The following is a 16,344-nucleotide window of genomic DNA, read 5'->3' as shown; positions in this document are numbered from 1 at the left end:
GGACGATTATTTTGCCGTGCTGACGCGCAGCCAGTGCCGCGCTGTGCGGATGATCTGTTTATGGTTGACTTGCTGATGGGCGCGCCTTTGCGTGGCGCATCGTGCGTCTGAGGCGTTCTGGTGACGGGCAATAAAAAACTCGCTGCTTGCTGGCTGGCTTACTTGCCGATGACGGGTGAGTATTTCGTACTAAGCGCGGCGGCCTGCTGGCCACTCTGTGCGATGGCACTGCTGTTCGTGGGCTGGCCGGTTGAGGGGTACGTATAGCTGGTCAGCCAGCGGCTGCATAATCGCCACGGTATCGAGCATCAGCTGGGCCACATTAATCTTTGCTGAACCTATCCACCCCACCGGCGCGATAATTTCCTGACGCGCCCCGGCAATACTCTGGCGCAGCTGGCCAATTTTTTCAGTCAGTGCCTGACCAACATTTATCGTCACGCTGACGGTGACGGTGACGTCCGTTTCCGCATTGCCGCCCACTGTAATCAGCTGATTCTGCTATGCAGCCACGCTGTAACTGCCGGTAGTTACGTGCTGAATTGCTCCGGCCATCAGTGACGCCGTTCCGATCACAGTGGTCCTGTCCGTGGCTTTGACTGTCGTTTCCCTGCTGACCAGATCACGCGTTTCCATATCGGCTTTAACTTCCCGGCTCATGGACGTTTCACGAATGGCCTGATCGGTCTGGCGCTCCCAGTATCCGACCTTGCCGCAGACGGTGAGTATGTCGGTTAACAGTACCGGGCGGTTTAGTCGAAAAGTGGCCGCGTCGTCGCCGGTACAGACCAGCCCGACAATCGCGGTGCTAACGGTGTTGATGGTTCGCGTGCTTTCGTTGATTTCCGCAACGCGCATGCCGTGGTGATAATCCTGTGACATGTGGCGGTTCTCCTGTGAAGGGGTTCCGCGATGGTCAGATTTTAGGGAAGGGAAATCATGCTGTTGTCACTGTGTGGCAGCTGACACAACAGACAAACCTGCTGCCCGCAGACAGTGACTAAAAGAGCCAGCGACCGGCAACAGCTGACTCAATAAACATGCGTATAGTCAGGGGGGCTTTACCCTGCTTTACTGGCGCGCGCGTGAAAAAAGAACGGGTTTTCCAGGGGAAATAAGTGGCGAGCGTAAAAGCTGCTGGCTGTACGTTAAAATCACGAAAAAATTTCTCCGATACCTCTGCAATATCTTCTGCTTCAAAAAGTTCCTGCAAAACATCATCGTCACCGATTTCAATCTTTTTTAAAAGAAGCGTGGTTACCAGCGGCAGTTCGCGCAGGATATATTTGCGCACCAGGTCAGGAGTAGTCGTCATATCATTCACCAGATTTTATCCTCCGGCCTCACAATCATGTTATAGCGATGTACGGTGCGAAAACTGATTTGCGCAACATCATTTGCCAGGATAACCCACCCTACAACCGGCACGGCCCTGCCCACAAAGGCTCCCAGATTATTCACCCAGAAAATTTTCAGCCCGCGCAGACTGAAGGATTTTAAGGTCAGAGTTGGAAGAATGCGCCGCCGGAATTTATAGGACATATGCCTGCGGAAAAAGAGTGACACAACCGACGTGCCTGGCGTTGACGTGAGCGGTTTCCCCGGCACGTCAATATTATTGTTACCGAGAATGATGTTTGCAACGGCTACAATATCCTGCACGCCCAACTGTTTCTGGGTTTCATCAAGCAGCACCCAGAATAATAATTCCTGCGGTGTCAGGTTCGGCACGCCGTGGTAAAAATAGGTTCCGTTCAGTTGCTCAGTCGTATCCATCGTCTCAGATCCCTCTCATTGGATGGTCAACAAATTTTAACTCTAACATCTGCGCGACAGCTTGTTAATCCGTTACCGCTTTGCCCATCAGACGGGCTTTTCCGGCCAACTGAAAACCGGCGCGCCCGACACGTCGATGGCCTGTACCACCTTCCTGTACTTCATCCAGACACTGTGCCGCCATTTGAACGTGTCTCAAAGTACTATGGCTAACCGCATAATGCGTGGGAACTTTCCTGCTGATTGAGTTTTGATTTGCTCTATGGAAATCGGTACTTCGCTGGAGTGGCTAACGTATGGCCGCGGTGATTCAAACATCACAAACCAGGAAGCTTTATCAACCATAATCGAACGCAGAAAAATCACAAATGGGAACTTTTCATCATCTGATTAGGTTGAATATGATGCGCAATTCTACCCATTGATGTTAAACCTGCTCTGTCATTACATTTTGAGAAGCAGAACTACCTGGTTGATATGACCGCCGCAGAGATCACCGATGGGGTGTGGCTAATCGAGATCGATAAGCTCATCAGCGTTAAGGAGCTATATCGTTTTCTTGGAGGACGTATTCGTGTTGAGAAGGAAAAACCTCATTCGAATGCAAAGCAGACGACATAAAGGTATTGGGCAAAGTCGTTGCCCGCACTGAGTATCTATAAAGGCACAGCATGGCGATCAGTAAATTACCCAACGGGAAATGGCAGGCACAAGTTTTCCCAAACGGCCGCGACGGCAAAAGGATTCGCCGCCAGTTCGCCACTAAAGGCGAAGCGCAATCTTTTGAGAAGTTTGTAAAAGATCAGGCTCAGAACAAACCTTGGCTGGGAGAGAAAACAGATAAGCGCCGGGTAATTGAGCTGGTTGAATTGTGGTTCAACACGCATGGCATCACGTTGGCAGATGGCGAGAAGCGGCGAACTACGATGGCGTTCGCCTGCGAAGCGATGGGAAATCCACTGGCTACCGAATTCAACGCGAAAATTTTGGCGTCTTATCGTGAGCAGCGATTAAGCGGGAAGATCACCCGTTCCATCCGAGTGAAGACGGTTACGCCGCGCACTGTTAATTTAGAGCTGGCGTATTTCAGGGCGATGTTTAACGAACTACGCCGGTTAGATGAATGGACGGCACCGAACCCATTAGAGAACGTGCGCGAGTTTAAAATCAGTGAATCAGAGATGGCGTATCTCACCATTGAGGAAATTAGAACCCTCCTCGCCGAATGTGAGAACAGCCGATCTAAAGATTTGACGACCATTGTGAAAATCTGCCTGGCAACAGGTGCACGATGGAGTGAAGCCGAAGGCTTGAAGGGCAACCAAATCCGCGCCGGTCAGATCATCTACGTGAAAACTAAAAGCAAGAAAAACCGAGCGGTGCCGATAACTGAAAAATTACAGGCTGAACTGCCATCGAGCAGGAAAGCGCAGTTGCTCTTTAAACCATGTTATTCAGCTTTCAGAAAGGCCATGCAACGTGCCGGAATCGAGACACCTGCCGGGCAATTGACGCATGTTTTACGTCACACCTTTGCTTCCCACTTTATGATGAATGGTGGCAATATTCTTGTGCTTCAACGGATTTTGGGGCATACGGATATCAAGGTAACAATGAGGTATGCACACTTTGCCCCCGATCATTTGTCAGAAGCGGTGATACTTAATCCACTAAATAAAATTTAGTCCCAAAATAACGTTAAAATCTAGGAATTAAATCCCCACCACTCCACCTAGCTTATTTTTACAAACAGATCAATAACTTAAAAAAACCAAAAATGTGGTTGATATTACATATATTAGCGATATATATTGATTATTGATCTAACTACCTAACAAAAAAACCTTAAACTACCAACAATATTTAATCCAACAAATCAAAATCAGGAAGGATGATATGATTCCTAACAAATGCAAAGGACGTTTTGCTTATCACTTTACTTCTGTATACAACTTTGAAGATATAATTGCTAATGGACTATTAAGCACTAACTTAAAAAACAGCCTTAATATAACTCATGACGATATTGCGAATGGTAGCATACAGCAGCGCCGTAGCACTATGGCAGTAACCTGCGGAAAACGAGGAGTTGTACATGATTATGTCCCCTTCTACTTTGCGAAAAGAACACCAATGCTTTTAAATATAGTGAAATCTAAAAACTTTGACCAGATTGACATCATGTATTTAGCTATTCCAATTGAGAAAGTGATTGATGATGATGTTGTCTTTTCAAGATCGTCTGCAAATACAAACCCTCCCCCTACTTTCTATAACAAACCTGAAGATTTAAATAACCTTGATTGGGATGCAATTGACAGTTACAAATGGACTTATCCTAATGATGATGACAGGCACAACAAAATGGCTGAGATGCTAATCTATGGAAAAGTAAACATTAATGAATTTTCTCATATTGTTGTGTGGAATGAAAAATTCAAAAAACACATTGAAGAGATTCTTACGAAGAACAATATAGATTCTTTACCAGTTGTAACAGACTACGAAAAACACTTTAAGCATCATTACTTCACAATATTCGACAAAAAAGAAAGAACCAATATTATAACCGGCCCAAGACAGCTATATCTTCTAACCAAGAAAAATATAAATCAAACTATAGAAAACCAAAAAAAAGATTGTCACCACACCAATTTGAAATCATTAGTTGATGCAATTGAAAAAAATTTTTCATGTATTAAAGAACTTGAAGATATAGATGGTCTCGAAACCGATAATATTATTCATAAAGAATGCGTAGGTACGCACAGTAGGTCTGTGGCAGCGTTAGTCAAACAAGACAGCATGTTCAATGAGTATAATGAAAATGAGAAATTGATTTTAATACTTTCTGCTTATTTACACGATATAGGTAAAGGCCCGAAATCAAGATGGGAAACTGGTATACAAAAAGTGGATGAAGATCATCCGCGAAAATCTCTACCTATGCTGAAAAGGATATTATGTGATGAAATATCCGGATTATCTAAAAGTGATATAAGAAGAATTCACATGCTAGTGATTTATGACGACTTAGTTGGTGATATTCTAGCTAAATGCCGAAAAAAATGTCAGTTAGAAGAAATAATCCGTAACAGGACTGATGTTAACCTATTAATATCAATAGCAAAAGCTGATATGGGTGCAATCAATCCAGATTGGGTGATAAAATATCAAGATGAAATTGAAGATTTGCGTCAAGAAATGTACAAATATCTTGAGGATGATTTATGATTGAGTTCGTCGAAGGAGATTTTTTTGATTTTGATGCCGATATTCGTATCAATACTGTTAACTGTGTCGGTGTTATGGGAGCGGGCGTTGCCCTTTTATTTAAAAACAAATACCCTAAAATGTATAAAGAATACGTTATGCAGTGTAAGAATAATGAAATCTCTCCAGGAAACCCTACAGTCTGGAAAGAAGGAGATATGTTTTCTATTAGCCTTGAAATAATAAACTTTCCGACTAAAGACCATTGGAAAAACCCTTCTGAATATGAATATATTGATAAGGGTTTAATATGGTTAGAAAAATATTTAAAAGATAAAAAAGGACTCACAATTACATTGCCTGCTTTAGGATGTGGGCATGGCGGCCTTGATTGGAGCATTGTGAAAAAAATGATCCTCTCAAAGCTATCAAGCTCCGACAATCGCATATTAGTATTTAATCCTAAATCATCTCGAGAATTTAAAAACAAAAAATCGCTGTCATCTAATCAGCTGAAAGAACTTGATGACTTACATATTAATACTATAAAAATTAACAGTTATGATTATCCTAAAAGCCTTTCAAGATACACTACTAATAATATTTATTTCATTGGTGAAAAACCTGAAGATTATGACATTTCAATAATTGCAAGCACGAACCCTGACATTGAAGAAACTAAATTCATATTACGTTTGCTTGACTTTTGTGAATCAAATAAATTAAGTGTTCTTTTTGGAGGATCTTCATTTGATAAAAAGATTGCATTTTCCTCCTTAAAAAAAGGCATAAAAACTGGAATGTTTCTTCCTTATGGAATTACAAAATCGGCAGAGAAATTAAAAAAAAATGCGAGCCCGTTAAATATTTCAATTTTCTCAACTGGAAATCCATTTAATAATTTCGATAAAAAAGAATATCTACCCAGCGTTATGAACAGAATTTTTATGGCCAAAACCGTTTTCCTAACAACAGGAAATTTATTTTGGTTAGAAAATCAGAAGTCCTACTTTCTCGATAATAAAATAAAATCCTATTTTCTTAAAAGAAAAAATATCGAAGATAAAGATTTTTTTGCTGCAACAAAGACTAAATCGAAACCAATTCATCCTGATGAAAATTTTGAATTCCTAGATGTCTGATAAAGTGGCAGCAAAGCTCAGCGCTATGCGCCACTTTTCGTTACTATTCGGCCTGAACAAAACATAAAAATCAGTAACCCAATGATTTAATTCACTTTAAATTGGGACTCATAATCGCTTGGTCGCTGGTTCAAACCCAGCAGGGGCCACCAAATTTTAGCTGTTTAATCAGCAGATCGAAGCCACCTTTCAGGGTGTTTTTTTGTTTGTCCTTCAAATCCCATTCCTTGTTTCTCTCTTTCTATAAAAATCTGAAATTTTTCTGTTAAGCCACCGACAGCTAACCCGACAGGCCGGAAATCTGCTGATTGATATCCGATTCCATCAGATCGAAAGTGCGGCCTTTCGCGAACTCAACAGGCGCCGTGGTGATGCCTTAGTGCGCTTATTCCCACTGGTCGGGGCCACGCAGGGTAAACCAAGTCAGCGGGAGGCAGGCTTCAGTATATTGCCGTTTCACCTCTCCTTTCCCTGCTTAACCTCACATTCTCTTACCCACCATTTTCCCTGTAAAAAACGCCACTCATCCTCATTCTGATAACCCGACTGATACCCCGGAGTCACTTTTAAACCCTGCAGAGGGTGTATCAGATTATTTTCATCAACCCGCTATATTTACGGATATGAACAAATACAGTCCAGACGGGCCAATTGAAATCTGCACAACGTGTGCGCTGAGGTCAGATTCACAATTTTGCAGATTAATTTATTGAACAGAAGAGTATGAATAGATTAGAGGTTTATCATGAAAAGTTCATCGAGTGCTGAACTCTGCTGCCGGGTAATTCGTGGAAGAACCATCATGCCGCTGAAGAAAGTTGCGTTGTATCAGGTCGAATTTGAAAATGGCAGATTTGCTGTGTTACGCATTAATAACCTTCTGACGCTTCAGGAAGGCGATATTATTTCAAGAGTTAATGAAGCGTGGTCTGCAGGACCAGATATTATTCAACCTTCACCATTCGAATTTCTCGACCAGGGTGAATCACAGCGTTATTTCACCGAGTACGAAAGATAATGCAGAATTATCAGCGCATTGAAAAACATGTTACGGATAAATTGCCTCAATGAGGGATAAGGTTAAACAGTATGACCTGCTGCTGCGTGGTGATCACAACCTAAAAAGACGACGGACTTTATATAACATACAATGACTTACAGTGAGGGCATAAGACTGCCTGTCCTTTATTCTTTTTAGCTACAGATTGTCTGGAAAACTTTTTACACACCGGACACTGTGTATTGGTTTCGCTGCTGTGTAGCGCGTCGAAGAGAAAGCTCAACCAGGTCATGTCGTTATCCTCTGAAATGTTGCCATTAGCGTAACACAGTGCAGGTAAATTAATTTTTTTTATCTGTCGGCTCTGATGTTAAAAAGGGCTAAGGTGAGGAGAAGGCAGCTGTTTATTTTTTTTAACTTTATTTTATCGCCATAAAGGAACGCCAGCCGGTTAATCAGGATAGCTACGAATAACGGAAACAGGACTATAATCAATATCATCTACACCTGTTTATCACCTCCAGCCCTTCTTTTGGCTCCTTTTTGTCATCCTTTCTTTTTTTCCGGATCCAGCTGCTGCGTAAGCGCAAGGAAATGAGTGTGAAAATAAAACTGACGACGTGGTTCAGCCGGGAAAGTGAATTACCCGATGAGCATTTTCCTTTGTTCCCGACTGAAGGTATTTATCAGGCCCACCGGCCAGATATTTTTTCGGCTGAACAAATGGATAACTACGGCGAAAAATTAGCGAAAACGCATACTCTGTCGGGTGGAAAATGGTCCTACCGACTGTTGCAGCAGCTGGCAGATAATGAACTGTCATTGACGCGCAGCGCAGAGATCCTGAGTGAAGGCGATAAACGCAGCCAGACACCGGCGGCCGTCTGGATACTGGATAATTTTTACATCATTGAAGAGCAGATCCGCCTGGTCCGGCACCTGTTACCGGCCAAATTCGGTAAAGGACTGCCCATGCTGGAGGAGTCGGCTCATTACCTGCGCATCCAGGCTATCGCCGAGGAGATGATTAAGCACAGTGATGGCAGACTGGAAACCAGCGTCCTGCATCCTTTTATCGCTGCCTACCAGCGCGTTACGCCCCTGCTGCTCGGCGAACTGTGGGCCCTGCCTGCCATGTTACGGTTTGCGCTTATCAACAATCTGGCCCGGATTGCGGCTGACGTCGCCAGGGTACATCAGGAACGTAATAAAGCGGAGCAGTGGATCAGCGATATCCTCTCCACTGCCGCCGAAGATGCGTCAAAAGTTATTCTGGTCATCGCTGATATGGCCCGCCAGAACCCGCAGGTTTCCGGCGCTTTCGTCGCTGAACTTGAACGGCGATTAAGTGGCCAGAACAATACCCTGACATTAACCTGGGTCGAACAACAGCTGGAGAATACCGGCCGGAAAACCTCGGAAGTCATTGAGCAGTTCAACCGGCAGCTGGCCCTGAGTCAGCTCTCTGTCAGCAACAGTATTACCGGCCTGCGGCAACTCGGTGAAATTGACTGGCAGGCCTTTGTCGAATCCGTCAGCGTGGTTGAGAAAGTCCTGCAGCAGGATCCCACCGGGACATACCCGCTGATGCATTTTGACAGTCGCGATGACTACCGTCACGTGATTGAACGTCTGGCGCGGCACAGTCGGTTTGATGAACGTGAAGTCGCCCAGGCTGTGCTGACGCTGGCAAGCCAGCCTGATCTTCCCCTGCGTCAGCAGCATGTCGGCTATTACCTGCTGGATAAAGGATTTCAGCAACTGGAACAACAGCTTGACGTTAAGGTGACGTGGCTGAACAAGAGCCGGCAGCATCTGAGCCAGACCCCTTTGCTCTCCTGGTTAGGCAGCCTTTTACTGCTGACAACCGCGTTTACCGCCGAGATGCTCTACAGCACTCATCAGGCGGGCATGGCATCTTTACTCTGGTTGCTGGTGCTGCCCGCCATCATTGTCAGCAGCCAGCTAGCCTTGCAGTTGCTGAGCGAGTTGACCACCCGCAGCCGCCATCCGCTTCCCCTGCCCCGACTCGATTATGCTCTGGCGGTACCGGAGCATAACCGCACACTGGTAATTATCCCCTGTTTACTCAGCAGCAATGAGGGAACAGACGCCCTGTTGCGCTCTCTGGAAATCTGCTATCTCGGTAACGCCTTAGCGAATATCAGTTTTGCGTTACTGACCGACTTTACCGATAGCGCCGAACAGGATCATCATCATGACGCCGCGCTTATCCGTTACGCCGTGCTGAAAACGGAAGCGCTGAATCGGCGCTACAGCGGAGGTAAATCGGATATTGCGCTCTTCTCCCTGTTACACCGTGACCGCACCCATAATATTTCTCAGGGCGTCTGGATGGGGTATGAACGCAAGCGCGGTAAGATCCATGCCCTGAATCGCTGGCTTCAGGGTGAAGAAAACGCCTTCAGCGTCACGGTAGGTGCCACGCAGGCGCAGCTGCACAGCGTTAAATATGTGATTACTCTCGACAGCGACACAATACTGCCGCGTGAGACTGCGCATAAGCTGATTGGCGTCATGGCCCACCCGCTCAATGCGCCGGTGTTCGACGATCTCAAAAATCGGGTGGTTGAAGGCTATGCCATCCTGCAGCCTCGTCTGGCTGAAGAGATACCGGTTAACGGTCAGAGCCGCTATGCCCGGCTGTGCAGCAGCATTCCGGGGAATGATGCTTATTCCTCACTCTCATCCGATATTTATCAGGATCTGTTTGGTGAAGGCTCATTTGTCGGCAAGGGTATTTACGATGTCGCTGCCTTTAGCCGGGCGATACGCAATACCTGTCCGGAAAATCTGGTGCTGAGCCATGACCTGCTGGAGGGATGTTATGCCCGCTCCGGTGTGGTCAGTAACGTCGTACTGTATGAACAATATCCGGATAGCTACCTGAGCGATGTTGCCCGCCGATTTCGCTGGGTGCGGGGGGACTGGCAACTCCTTAACTGGCTACGGCTGCAGGTGCGGCAGGAAGATTGCAGTCGTCAAAAAAACCCGCTCAGTGCGCTTTCCCGCTGGAAATTAACAGACAATCTGCGCCGCAGCCTGGTGGCGCCAGCCCTGCTGATGCTGGTGTTTATGCTGTGTACGATAGTGCCGAACCCGGTATTCTGGGTCGGATGCATCATGCTCTTTCTGCTGCTTCCGGGGCTGCCAGCGTTGGTAATCGATGGGGTGACGAAAAGTAAAAAGCGTGCCTGGCGGCAGCATCTATCCATGCTGGTCACCGATGCCTTTAACCGCCTCTCCCGCGCTGGCCTGGCGCTGGCCGTCCTGCCTCACGAGAGTTACTGGTCGCTGAAGGCGGTTATCGTAACCTTATGGCGCCTGACTATCAGCCACCGCTTTCTGAACGAGTGGAAAAGCGCTTCATCACAGAAACCTGTCGAGCCTGATGTGCGCCATTTCTACCGCCGCATGTGGATTAATCCGGTAGCAGGCGCGGTTCTGGTATTTCTGACCAGCCTGAGCATGCCGTCGATGACGCATGTCGCACTGGCGCTCGCATTATTGTGGGCCGTCGCCCCCGCGTTACTGAGCCGCATGAGCCAGCCTAAACGCGCTCAGCCAGGCAGCCTTTCAGCGGAACAGCGCATCTTTTTGCGTCGCACCGCGCGTAAAACCTGGGCCTGGTTTAACGAATTTGCCAGCAGTGATAACAACCATTTGCCGCCGGATAATCTGCAGGAGATTCCGGAGTCGCGGGTGGCCAACCGGACCTCACCGACCAACATTGGCCTGTCGCTGCTGGCAAACCTGACGGCCTGGGATTTTGGTTACATCAGCCAGAATCGGGTCATCAGCCGGACGCTCGACACCCTCGATACCCTTGATAGAATGGAGCATTTCAGAGGTCATCTTTATAACTGGTATGACACCCAGACGTTAAAACCGCTGAACCCACGCTACGTCTCAACGGTAGACAGCGGTAATATGGCGGCTCACCTTGTAACCCTTCAGGCGGGCCTGGCGCAGTGGAAATACCAGCCGGTGATGTCTCTTCCCTGTATCCTGGAAGGTCTCAGCGATACCTTCTCACTGCTTAAAAACCAACTGAGCGACACCCGCAGCGACATTGTGGAACAAATCGCAGCTAAGCTAAGCCTGATGCAGCGCGCTTCGCCCGCCGATTTTCACGCCGGGATGCAGGCTCTGCTGGCGTTAAGCGTGGTGGCAGAACAGGCTTATCTTCCGACAACGCGGGTAAACTGGCCGGCGCTTTTCCATCAGCAGCTGGTCGATTTTACTCAGGAGTGGGCCCTCCTTTTCAGCTGGGTTAGCCCGGATGCGCCACTACCTGCCGACATTCCGTCATTGCTGTGGCTCGCTGAGTTGAACCTGAACCGCCCCGGACTCCCGGAAAAACAGGCAGAGACTGTGATATGGGCCGCCCGCGAACGGATGGCTGCCCTGCTGGAGCTGGACAGCCGCCTTAGCGATCACGCCAGTATGGACTTCCGCTTTCTCTATTATCCGGCCACGTCTTTACTCAGCGTGGGCTACAACATGGACAGCGGTCTGCTGGACGCCAGCAAATATGACCTTTTCCCTTCAGAAGTCCGCCTGACACACTACTTTGCAATCTCCACCAGTCAGCTTCCTGCCAAGAGCTGGTTTGTACTGGGTCGCTTATTTACTCAGCTTAATAACCAGCCCGCCGTGATGTCATGGAGCGGCTCAATGTTTGAATACCTGATGCCGCACCTGGTCATGCCGGTTTACCCCGACACGCTGCTGGAAAAGATGGCGTTATCGGCGGTCAGGCAACAGATTGCCTCGGGTAACAGTACTGATACGCCCTGGGGTGTTTCGGAATCGGGTTACGCTGCGTTTGACGTCAATCATAACTACCAGTATCGGGCATTTGGTACGCCGGAACTGGGGCTGAAACGCGGCCTGAATGACAATCATGTTGTTGCGCCCTATGCGACGCTGCTGGCGCTGATGGTGCTGCCACATGAGGCGACGGCTAATCTGATAAGACTTAAAAAAATGGGTGCCAGCGGTGACTACGGTTATTACGAAGCGCTGGATTTCACTGCGGATCGACTGGCTCCCGGTCAGCCATTTGCGATCGTCAAATCGTATATGGCTCATCATCAGGCGATGGGATTGCTTGCGCTCTCTCACCAGCTGCTGGATGCGCCCATGGTCGCGCGCTTTATGTCCAGCGCACTGTTTCAGTCTTCGCGTTTGCTGCTTCAGGAAAAAGTGCCTGATGATATTGAGCTCTATACCCCACGCCGCAGTTTTGTCGAAAACAGTGACCCTAAACAGCAGCGCAGCATTCCCGACCAGCGTGAATTCAGTGGTTCAGATCCGCGCCAGCCACAACTTCAGCTGCTTTCCAATGCAGATTATCATCTGATGGTGACGCACGCGGGGACAGGCTACAGCCAGTGGAAGGGGCTGGCACTCACCCGCTGGCGTGCGGATAGCACCAGCAACAACTACGGAACGTTCTGCTACGTTACCGATCAGCAATCCGCCGAAGTGATTGCTCACAGCTATCAGCCGACCTGCTGCGAGCGTCCGCATTATAAAACCCGTTTCAATGATGCCGGGATTGAATTTGACGCTTCAGGCAGCACCTTCAGCATTCACACGCATATCGTGGTCTCCCCGGAAGATGATGTGGAGATCAGACGCATCACGGTCACTAACCGTTCCCGTCAGACCCGCCCGTTTGATATCACCAGCTACACCGAAGTGGTACTGGCGCCAGCAGCCAGCGATATGGCTCACCCTGCGTTCAGTAATCTGTTCGTCCAGACTGAGATCGTTGACAGGCTGGAAGCGATTCTGGCTCACCGTCGGCCACGTGAAGAGAAAGAAGTGACGGCATGGATGTTTCACGCGATGGCGATACATGGCAATACCGGCCGCCAGACCTCTTTTGAAACCGACCGGGCTCGTTTTCTCGGGCGCGGCAGGACGCCAGCCGATGCTCAGGCGCTGATGCCGGGCAATGAATTAACGGGTCAGCAGGGAGCGGTGTTAGATCCCGTGTTATCAATTCGCCAGTCAGTGACGTTAAAAGCGGGAGAGACCGTCACCATCGATATGCTTTACGGTGTGACACTTCAGCGTGACACCACTATTGCGCTGATTGAGAAGTACCGTAACCACATCAGCGCCGATCGGGTGTTTGAACTGGCATGGTCCCACAGTCAGGTCGCCTTGCGTCAGTTGAATATCCGCACCGAAGATACCAGCCTGTTTAATCAGCTGGCCAGTGCCGTACTGTTTTCCAGCGCCGAAATGCGTGGCGAATCAGACGCGCTGATGCAGAACCGGCTGGGCCAGGAGTCATTGTGGCGCCATGCCATTTCAGGTGATCTGCCGATTCTTCTGGTTCGGATAGAAAACGATAATCAGCTCGACCTGGTCACCACGCTCATTCAGGCGCACCAGTACTGGCGACAAAAAGGGCTGACGGTCGATCTGCTCATCCTGAACAGCGACCAGGGCGGCTACCAGCAGAACCTGTTCAATCAGCTCACGACCCTGATCCCCGCCGGAGATGAACGGCAGCAGGCGGACAAACCTGGCGGCATATTTATCCGCAAAAGCGAAAGTTTTTCCGCTGACGATCTGCAATTGTTGCTGAGCGTCGCGGCGGTCGTGCTGGAAGGCCGGAACGGCAGCCTCGCCGATCAGCTCAGCACGCTGTTAAAACCGGTGCGCACCCCGCCTGCTTTTGCGTTTCCATCGGTCAGTAAGACGCCGCCGCCTGCAGCCGTCACCATTTCGCCGGAGCGGTTGCAGTTTTTCAATGGTACCGGTGGCTTCAACGAGGACGGTAGCGAATATCACATCATTCTTTCCGGCCAGCAGCAGACGCCTGCGCCGTGGTGCAATGTGCTGGCCAACAGCCAGTTGGGCACCGTCATTTCCGAGAGTGGCCAGGGCTATAGCTGGTATGAAAACGCGCATGAATATCGTCTGACGCCCTGGCACAACGATCCCGTCAGTGACAGCTCTGGCGAAGCGCTTTATCTGCGTGATGAAGAGACGGGTGATGTCTGGTCGCCGACGCCGCTTCCGGTTCGCGGCAAGGGGGATTATCTGACCCGTCATGGCTTCGGTTACAGCACGTTTGAACACACGGGGTATGGCATCAGCAGCACGTTAACGGTGTTCGTGGCAGAGGAGGCGCCGGTCAGACTTTCCCTGCTGACGCTGAGTAACCTCTCTGGCAAAACGCGTAATCTGTCGATTACCGGATACGTCGAATGGGTTCTGGGTGAGCTGGCGAGCCGCTCCGCAAGGCATGTGGTGACCTCCCCTGCCGCTATCGCCACAGGCAACGCGGTTCTGGCCAGAAACTTTTATAACAGCACGGGCTCTGCGCGGACCGCTTTTTTTGCCGTCACAGGTACCCGGATTGCGCACAGCGGCAACCGGCTTGAGTGTCTGGGTCGTAACGGCACTACACGGCAGCCCGCGATGATGAATGTTCGTGGTCTGTCGGGTAATACCGGGGCAGGAATAGATCCCTGCGCCGCGCTGCAGACGCTGACGACACTGATTGACGGCGACAGCCGCAGCTTTGTGTTTGCCCTCGGCGTGGGGGAGGATGAGAGTGCAGTGACCGCACTAATGCAACAGTTCCTCTCCACCGGGGAAGCTCAGAACGAGCTGACCAGGGTTAAGCAGCACTGGCACCAGCTACTGACTAAAGTGCAAATCCAGACGCCGGCAGCGGAGGTCGATTTACTGGCAAACGGCTGGCTGCTGTACCAGACGCTGGCCAGCCGTTTGCTGGCGCGCAGCGGATATTACCAATCCGGTGGTGCCTTTGGTTTCCGCGATCAGTTGCAGGATACGCTGGCGCTGACCCACGCTGCCCCGCAGCGGCTGCGCGATCAGCTGTTGTTGTGTGCATCCCGCCAGTTTATCGAGGGAGATGTACAGCACTGGTGGCATCCGCCTGCTGGCCGTGGCGTCAGAACCCGCTGCTCCGACGACTACCTGTGGCTGCCCTATGCGCTGTGCCGCTATGTGCAGGCAACCGATGATATGGCGCTGCTGTCACAGCCAGTTAGTTACCTTGAAGGTCGCCTGCTGGCAGAGGACGAAGAGTCTGTCTATGAGCTTCCGGGCGTCAGTAAGATTAATGAAACGCTATGGCAGCACTGCGTTCGCGCGGTTAACCACGCCCTTAATTTCGGCCAGCACGGCCTCCCGCTGATGGGCTCCGGGGACTGGAACGATGGTATGAGTACCGTCGGGATTGCCGGCAAAGGTGAAAGCGTCTGGCTCGGCTTCTTCCTCTATACGGTTCTGGACCGCTTTGCCGCGCTGGCTGCGCGGTTCGGCGATACCGATACCGCCCGCCACTGTCAGGAGCACGCGCAGACGCTCAAAACCGCGCTTAACCATGCGGCCTGGGATGGTGAATGGTATCTGCGCGGCTTTTTTGACAGTGGCCAGACGCTCGGTTCACATGCTGACAGTGAGTGCCGGATAGACGCCATTGCCCAGAGCTGGTCGGTACTCTCTGGTGCAGGCGAGGACGCCAGATGCCGGTCAGCGATGGCGGCGCTTTATCAGCATCTGGTTGATAAGGACAACCGGCTGATTAAATTGCTCACTCCGCCTTTCGATGGCGCAGGGCCAAATCCGGGTTACATTCGCGGTTATTTACCGGGCGTCCGGGAAAATGGCGGTCAGTACACCCATGGGGCGCTGTGGGCGATTATGGCCTTTGCGGCGATGGGTGAAACAGAGCGCGCCTGGTCCCTGCTCTCGATGATTAATCCGGTTAATCATAGTGGCAATCAACAGGATATGGCGATCTACAAAGCGGAACCTTATGTGATGGCTGCGGATGTGTATGCGGCTGAAGGCCACAGCGGGCGAGGCGGCTGGACCTGGTATACCGGTTCATCAGGCTGGGCCTATCAGCTTATCAGTGAGAGTCTGCTTGGGATAAGCCGGCGCGGCAACGCGCTGTCTCTTCGCCCACAGCTGCCCGCTGACTGGTCAGAGATAAAAATCGTCTACCGTGAGGGAGAAGGGATCTACAACATCCGGGTTACTCGCGGTGACAGCACCTATCAGCTGTGGCTGGATGGCAAACGGTGTGACGGCGACGAAATAGCGCTGGAAAGCCATAGCCAGGAACATCAGGTTGAAGTCTGGCTGGGCTCTGCGTCAGATTAAGTTAAACCAGACACTCCGCCTGCATCA

General features: G+C 49.8%; 12 protein-coding genes and 1 pseudogene. 7 read left to right on the top strand and 6 right to left on the bottom strand.

From position 1 onward, the window contains the following. Positions 1–189 precede the first annotated feature (189 nt). From FOV68_RS24410 to FOV68_RS24585, 5 genes and pseudogenes are all read right to left on the bottom strand, one after another. On the bottom strand, positions 190–483 hold the full coding sequence (locus FOV68_RS24410; RefSeq protein ID WP_255473690.1) for a hypothetical protein: 294 nt from the start codon (positions 481–483) through the stop codon (positions 190–192). A 219-nt stretch (positions 484–702) separates the two neighbouring features. Beyond that, positions 703–882 (bottom strand): annotated as a pseudogene (locus FOV68_RS24405) (phage tail protein); the annotation flags it as partial. Positions 883–1,000: 118 nt separating this feature from the next. Next, positions 1,001–1,324: a DUF1493 family protein gene (locus FOV68_RS13330; RefSeq protein WP_143991048.1), complete on the bottom strand. Its 324-nt coding sequence runs from the start codon at positions 1,322–1,324 to the stop codon at positions 1,001–1,003. Next, entirely contained in the window at positions 1,321–1,776 is a 456-nt protein-coding gene (locus tag FOV68_RS13325; RefSeq protein WP_050679865.1) for an STM2901 family protein, read from the bottom strand. Before FOV68_RS13325 ends, FOV68_RS13330 begins: the two co-directional genes overlap by 4 nt. Before the next feature lie 87 nt (positions 1,777–1,863). Then, the gene (locus tag FOV68_RS24585) at positions 1,864–1,941 is read right to left on the bottom strand and encodes a tail fiber assembly protein (protein ID WP_143991117.1); all 78 of its coding nucleotides are present in this window, start codon (positions 1,939–1,941) and stop codon (positions 1,864–1,866) included. On the opposite strand from FOV68_RS24585, the gene FOV68_RS24580 reads away from it, so the two are divergent. The 6 genes from FOV68_RS24580 to FOV68_RS13295 all read left to right on the top strand — a co-directional run bounded on the left by FOV68_RS24580 (position 1,913) and on the right by FOV68_RS13295 (position 7,149). After that, complete coding sequence (locus tag FOV68_RS24580) at positions 1,913–2,023, top strand: helix-turn-helix domain-containing protein (RefSeq protein WP_370513290.1); 111 nt, start codon at positions 1,913–1,915, stop codon at positions 2,021–2,023. The two genes, FOV68_RS24585 and FOV68_RS24580, sit on opposite strands and share 29 nt — an antisense overlap. Before the next feature lie 230 nt (positions 2,024–2,253). Next, on the top strand, positions 2,254–2,397 hold the full coding sequence (locus FOV68_RS24400) for a hypothetical protein (protein ID WP_255473689.1): 144 nt from the start codon (positions 2,254–2,256) through the stop codon (positions 2,395–2,397). Between the two features lie 50 nt (positions 2,398–2,447). Next, positions 2,448–3,461 (top strand): tyrosine-type recombinase/integrase, encoded by a 1,014-nt coding sequence (locus FOV68_RS13310; RefSeq protein WP_143991047.1) that lies wholly within the window; start codon positions 2,448–2,450, stop codon positions 3,459–3,461. Positions 3,462–3,672: 211 nt separating this feature from the next. Further along, on the top strand, positions 3,673–5,010 hold the full coding sequence (locus tag FOV68_RS13305; protein WP_143991046.1) for a DarT ssDNA thymidine ADP-ribosyltransferase family protein: 1,338 nt from the start codon (positions 3,673–3,675) through the stop codon (positions 5,008–5,010). Beyond that, positions 5,007–6,131, top strand: coding sequence for a macro domain-containing protein (locus tag FOV68_RS13300; protein WP_143991045.1), 1,125 nt, complete (start codon positions 5,007–5,009; stop codon positions 6,129–6,131). The genes FOV68_RS13305 and FOV68_RS13300 overlap by 4 nt, the downstream gene beginning before the upstream one ends. Positions 6,132–6,876: 745 nt before the next feature. After that, positions 6,877–7,149: a hypothetical protein gene (locus tag FOV68_RS13295; protein ID WP_255473688.1), complete on the top strand. Its 273-nt coding sequence runs from the start codon at positions 6,877–6,879 to the stop codon at positions 7,147–7,149. 118 nt (positions 7,150–7,267) lie between these two features. Here FOV68_RS13295 and FOV68_RS24170 read toward each other — a convergent pair whose 3' ends face one another. Beyond that, the gene (locus tag FOV68_RS24170) at positions 7,268–7,423 is read right to left on the bottom strand and encodes a YnfU family zinc-binding protein (RefSeq protein ID WP_216844881.1); all 156 of its coding nucleotides are present in this window, start codon (positions 7,421–7,423) and stop codon (positions 7,268–7,270) included. Positions 7,424–7,731: 308 nt separating this feature from the next. Here FOV68_RS24170 and FOV68_RS13290 point away from each other — a divergent pair, with 308 nt between their 5' ends. Continuing rightward, positions 7,732–16,317 carry a GH36-type glycosyl hydrolase domain-containing protein gene (locus tag FOV68_RS13290; protein ID WP_143991044.1) on the top strand — a complete coding sequence of 2,862 codons (8,586 nt, stop codon included), beginning with the start codon at positions 7,732–7,734 and terminating at the stop codon, positions 16,315–16,317. The last annotated feature ends 27 nt before the right edge of the window (positions 16,318–16,344 follow it).

Origin of the sequence: Pantoea sp. paga, from assembly GCF_007558755.1 — a bacterium.
Classification (GTDB): Bacteria; Pseudomonadota; Gammaproteobacteria; order Enterobacterales; family Enterobacteriaceae; genus Pantoea; species Pantoea agglomerans.
This window is presented reverse-complemented; position numbering and strand designations above follow the sequence as displayed.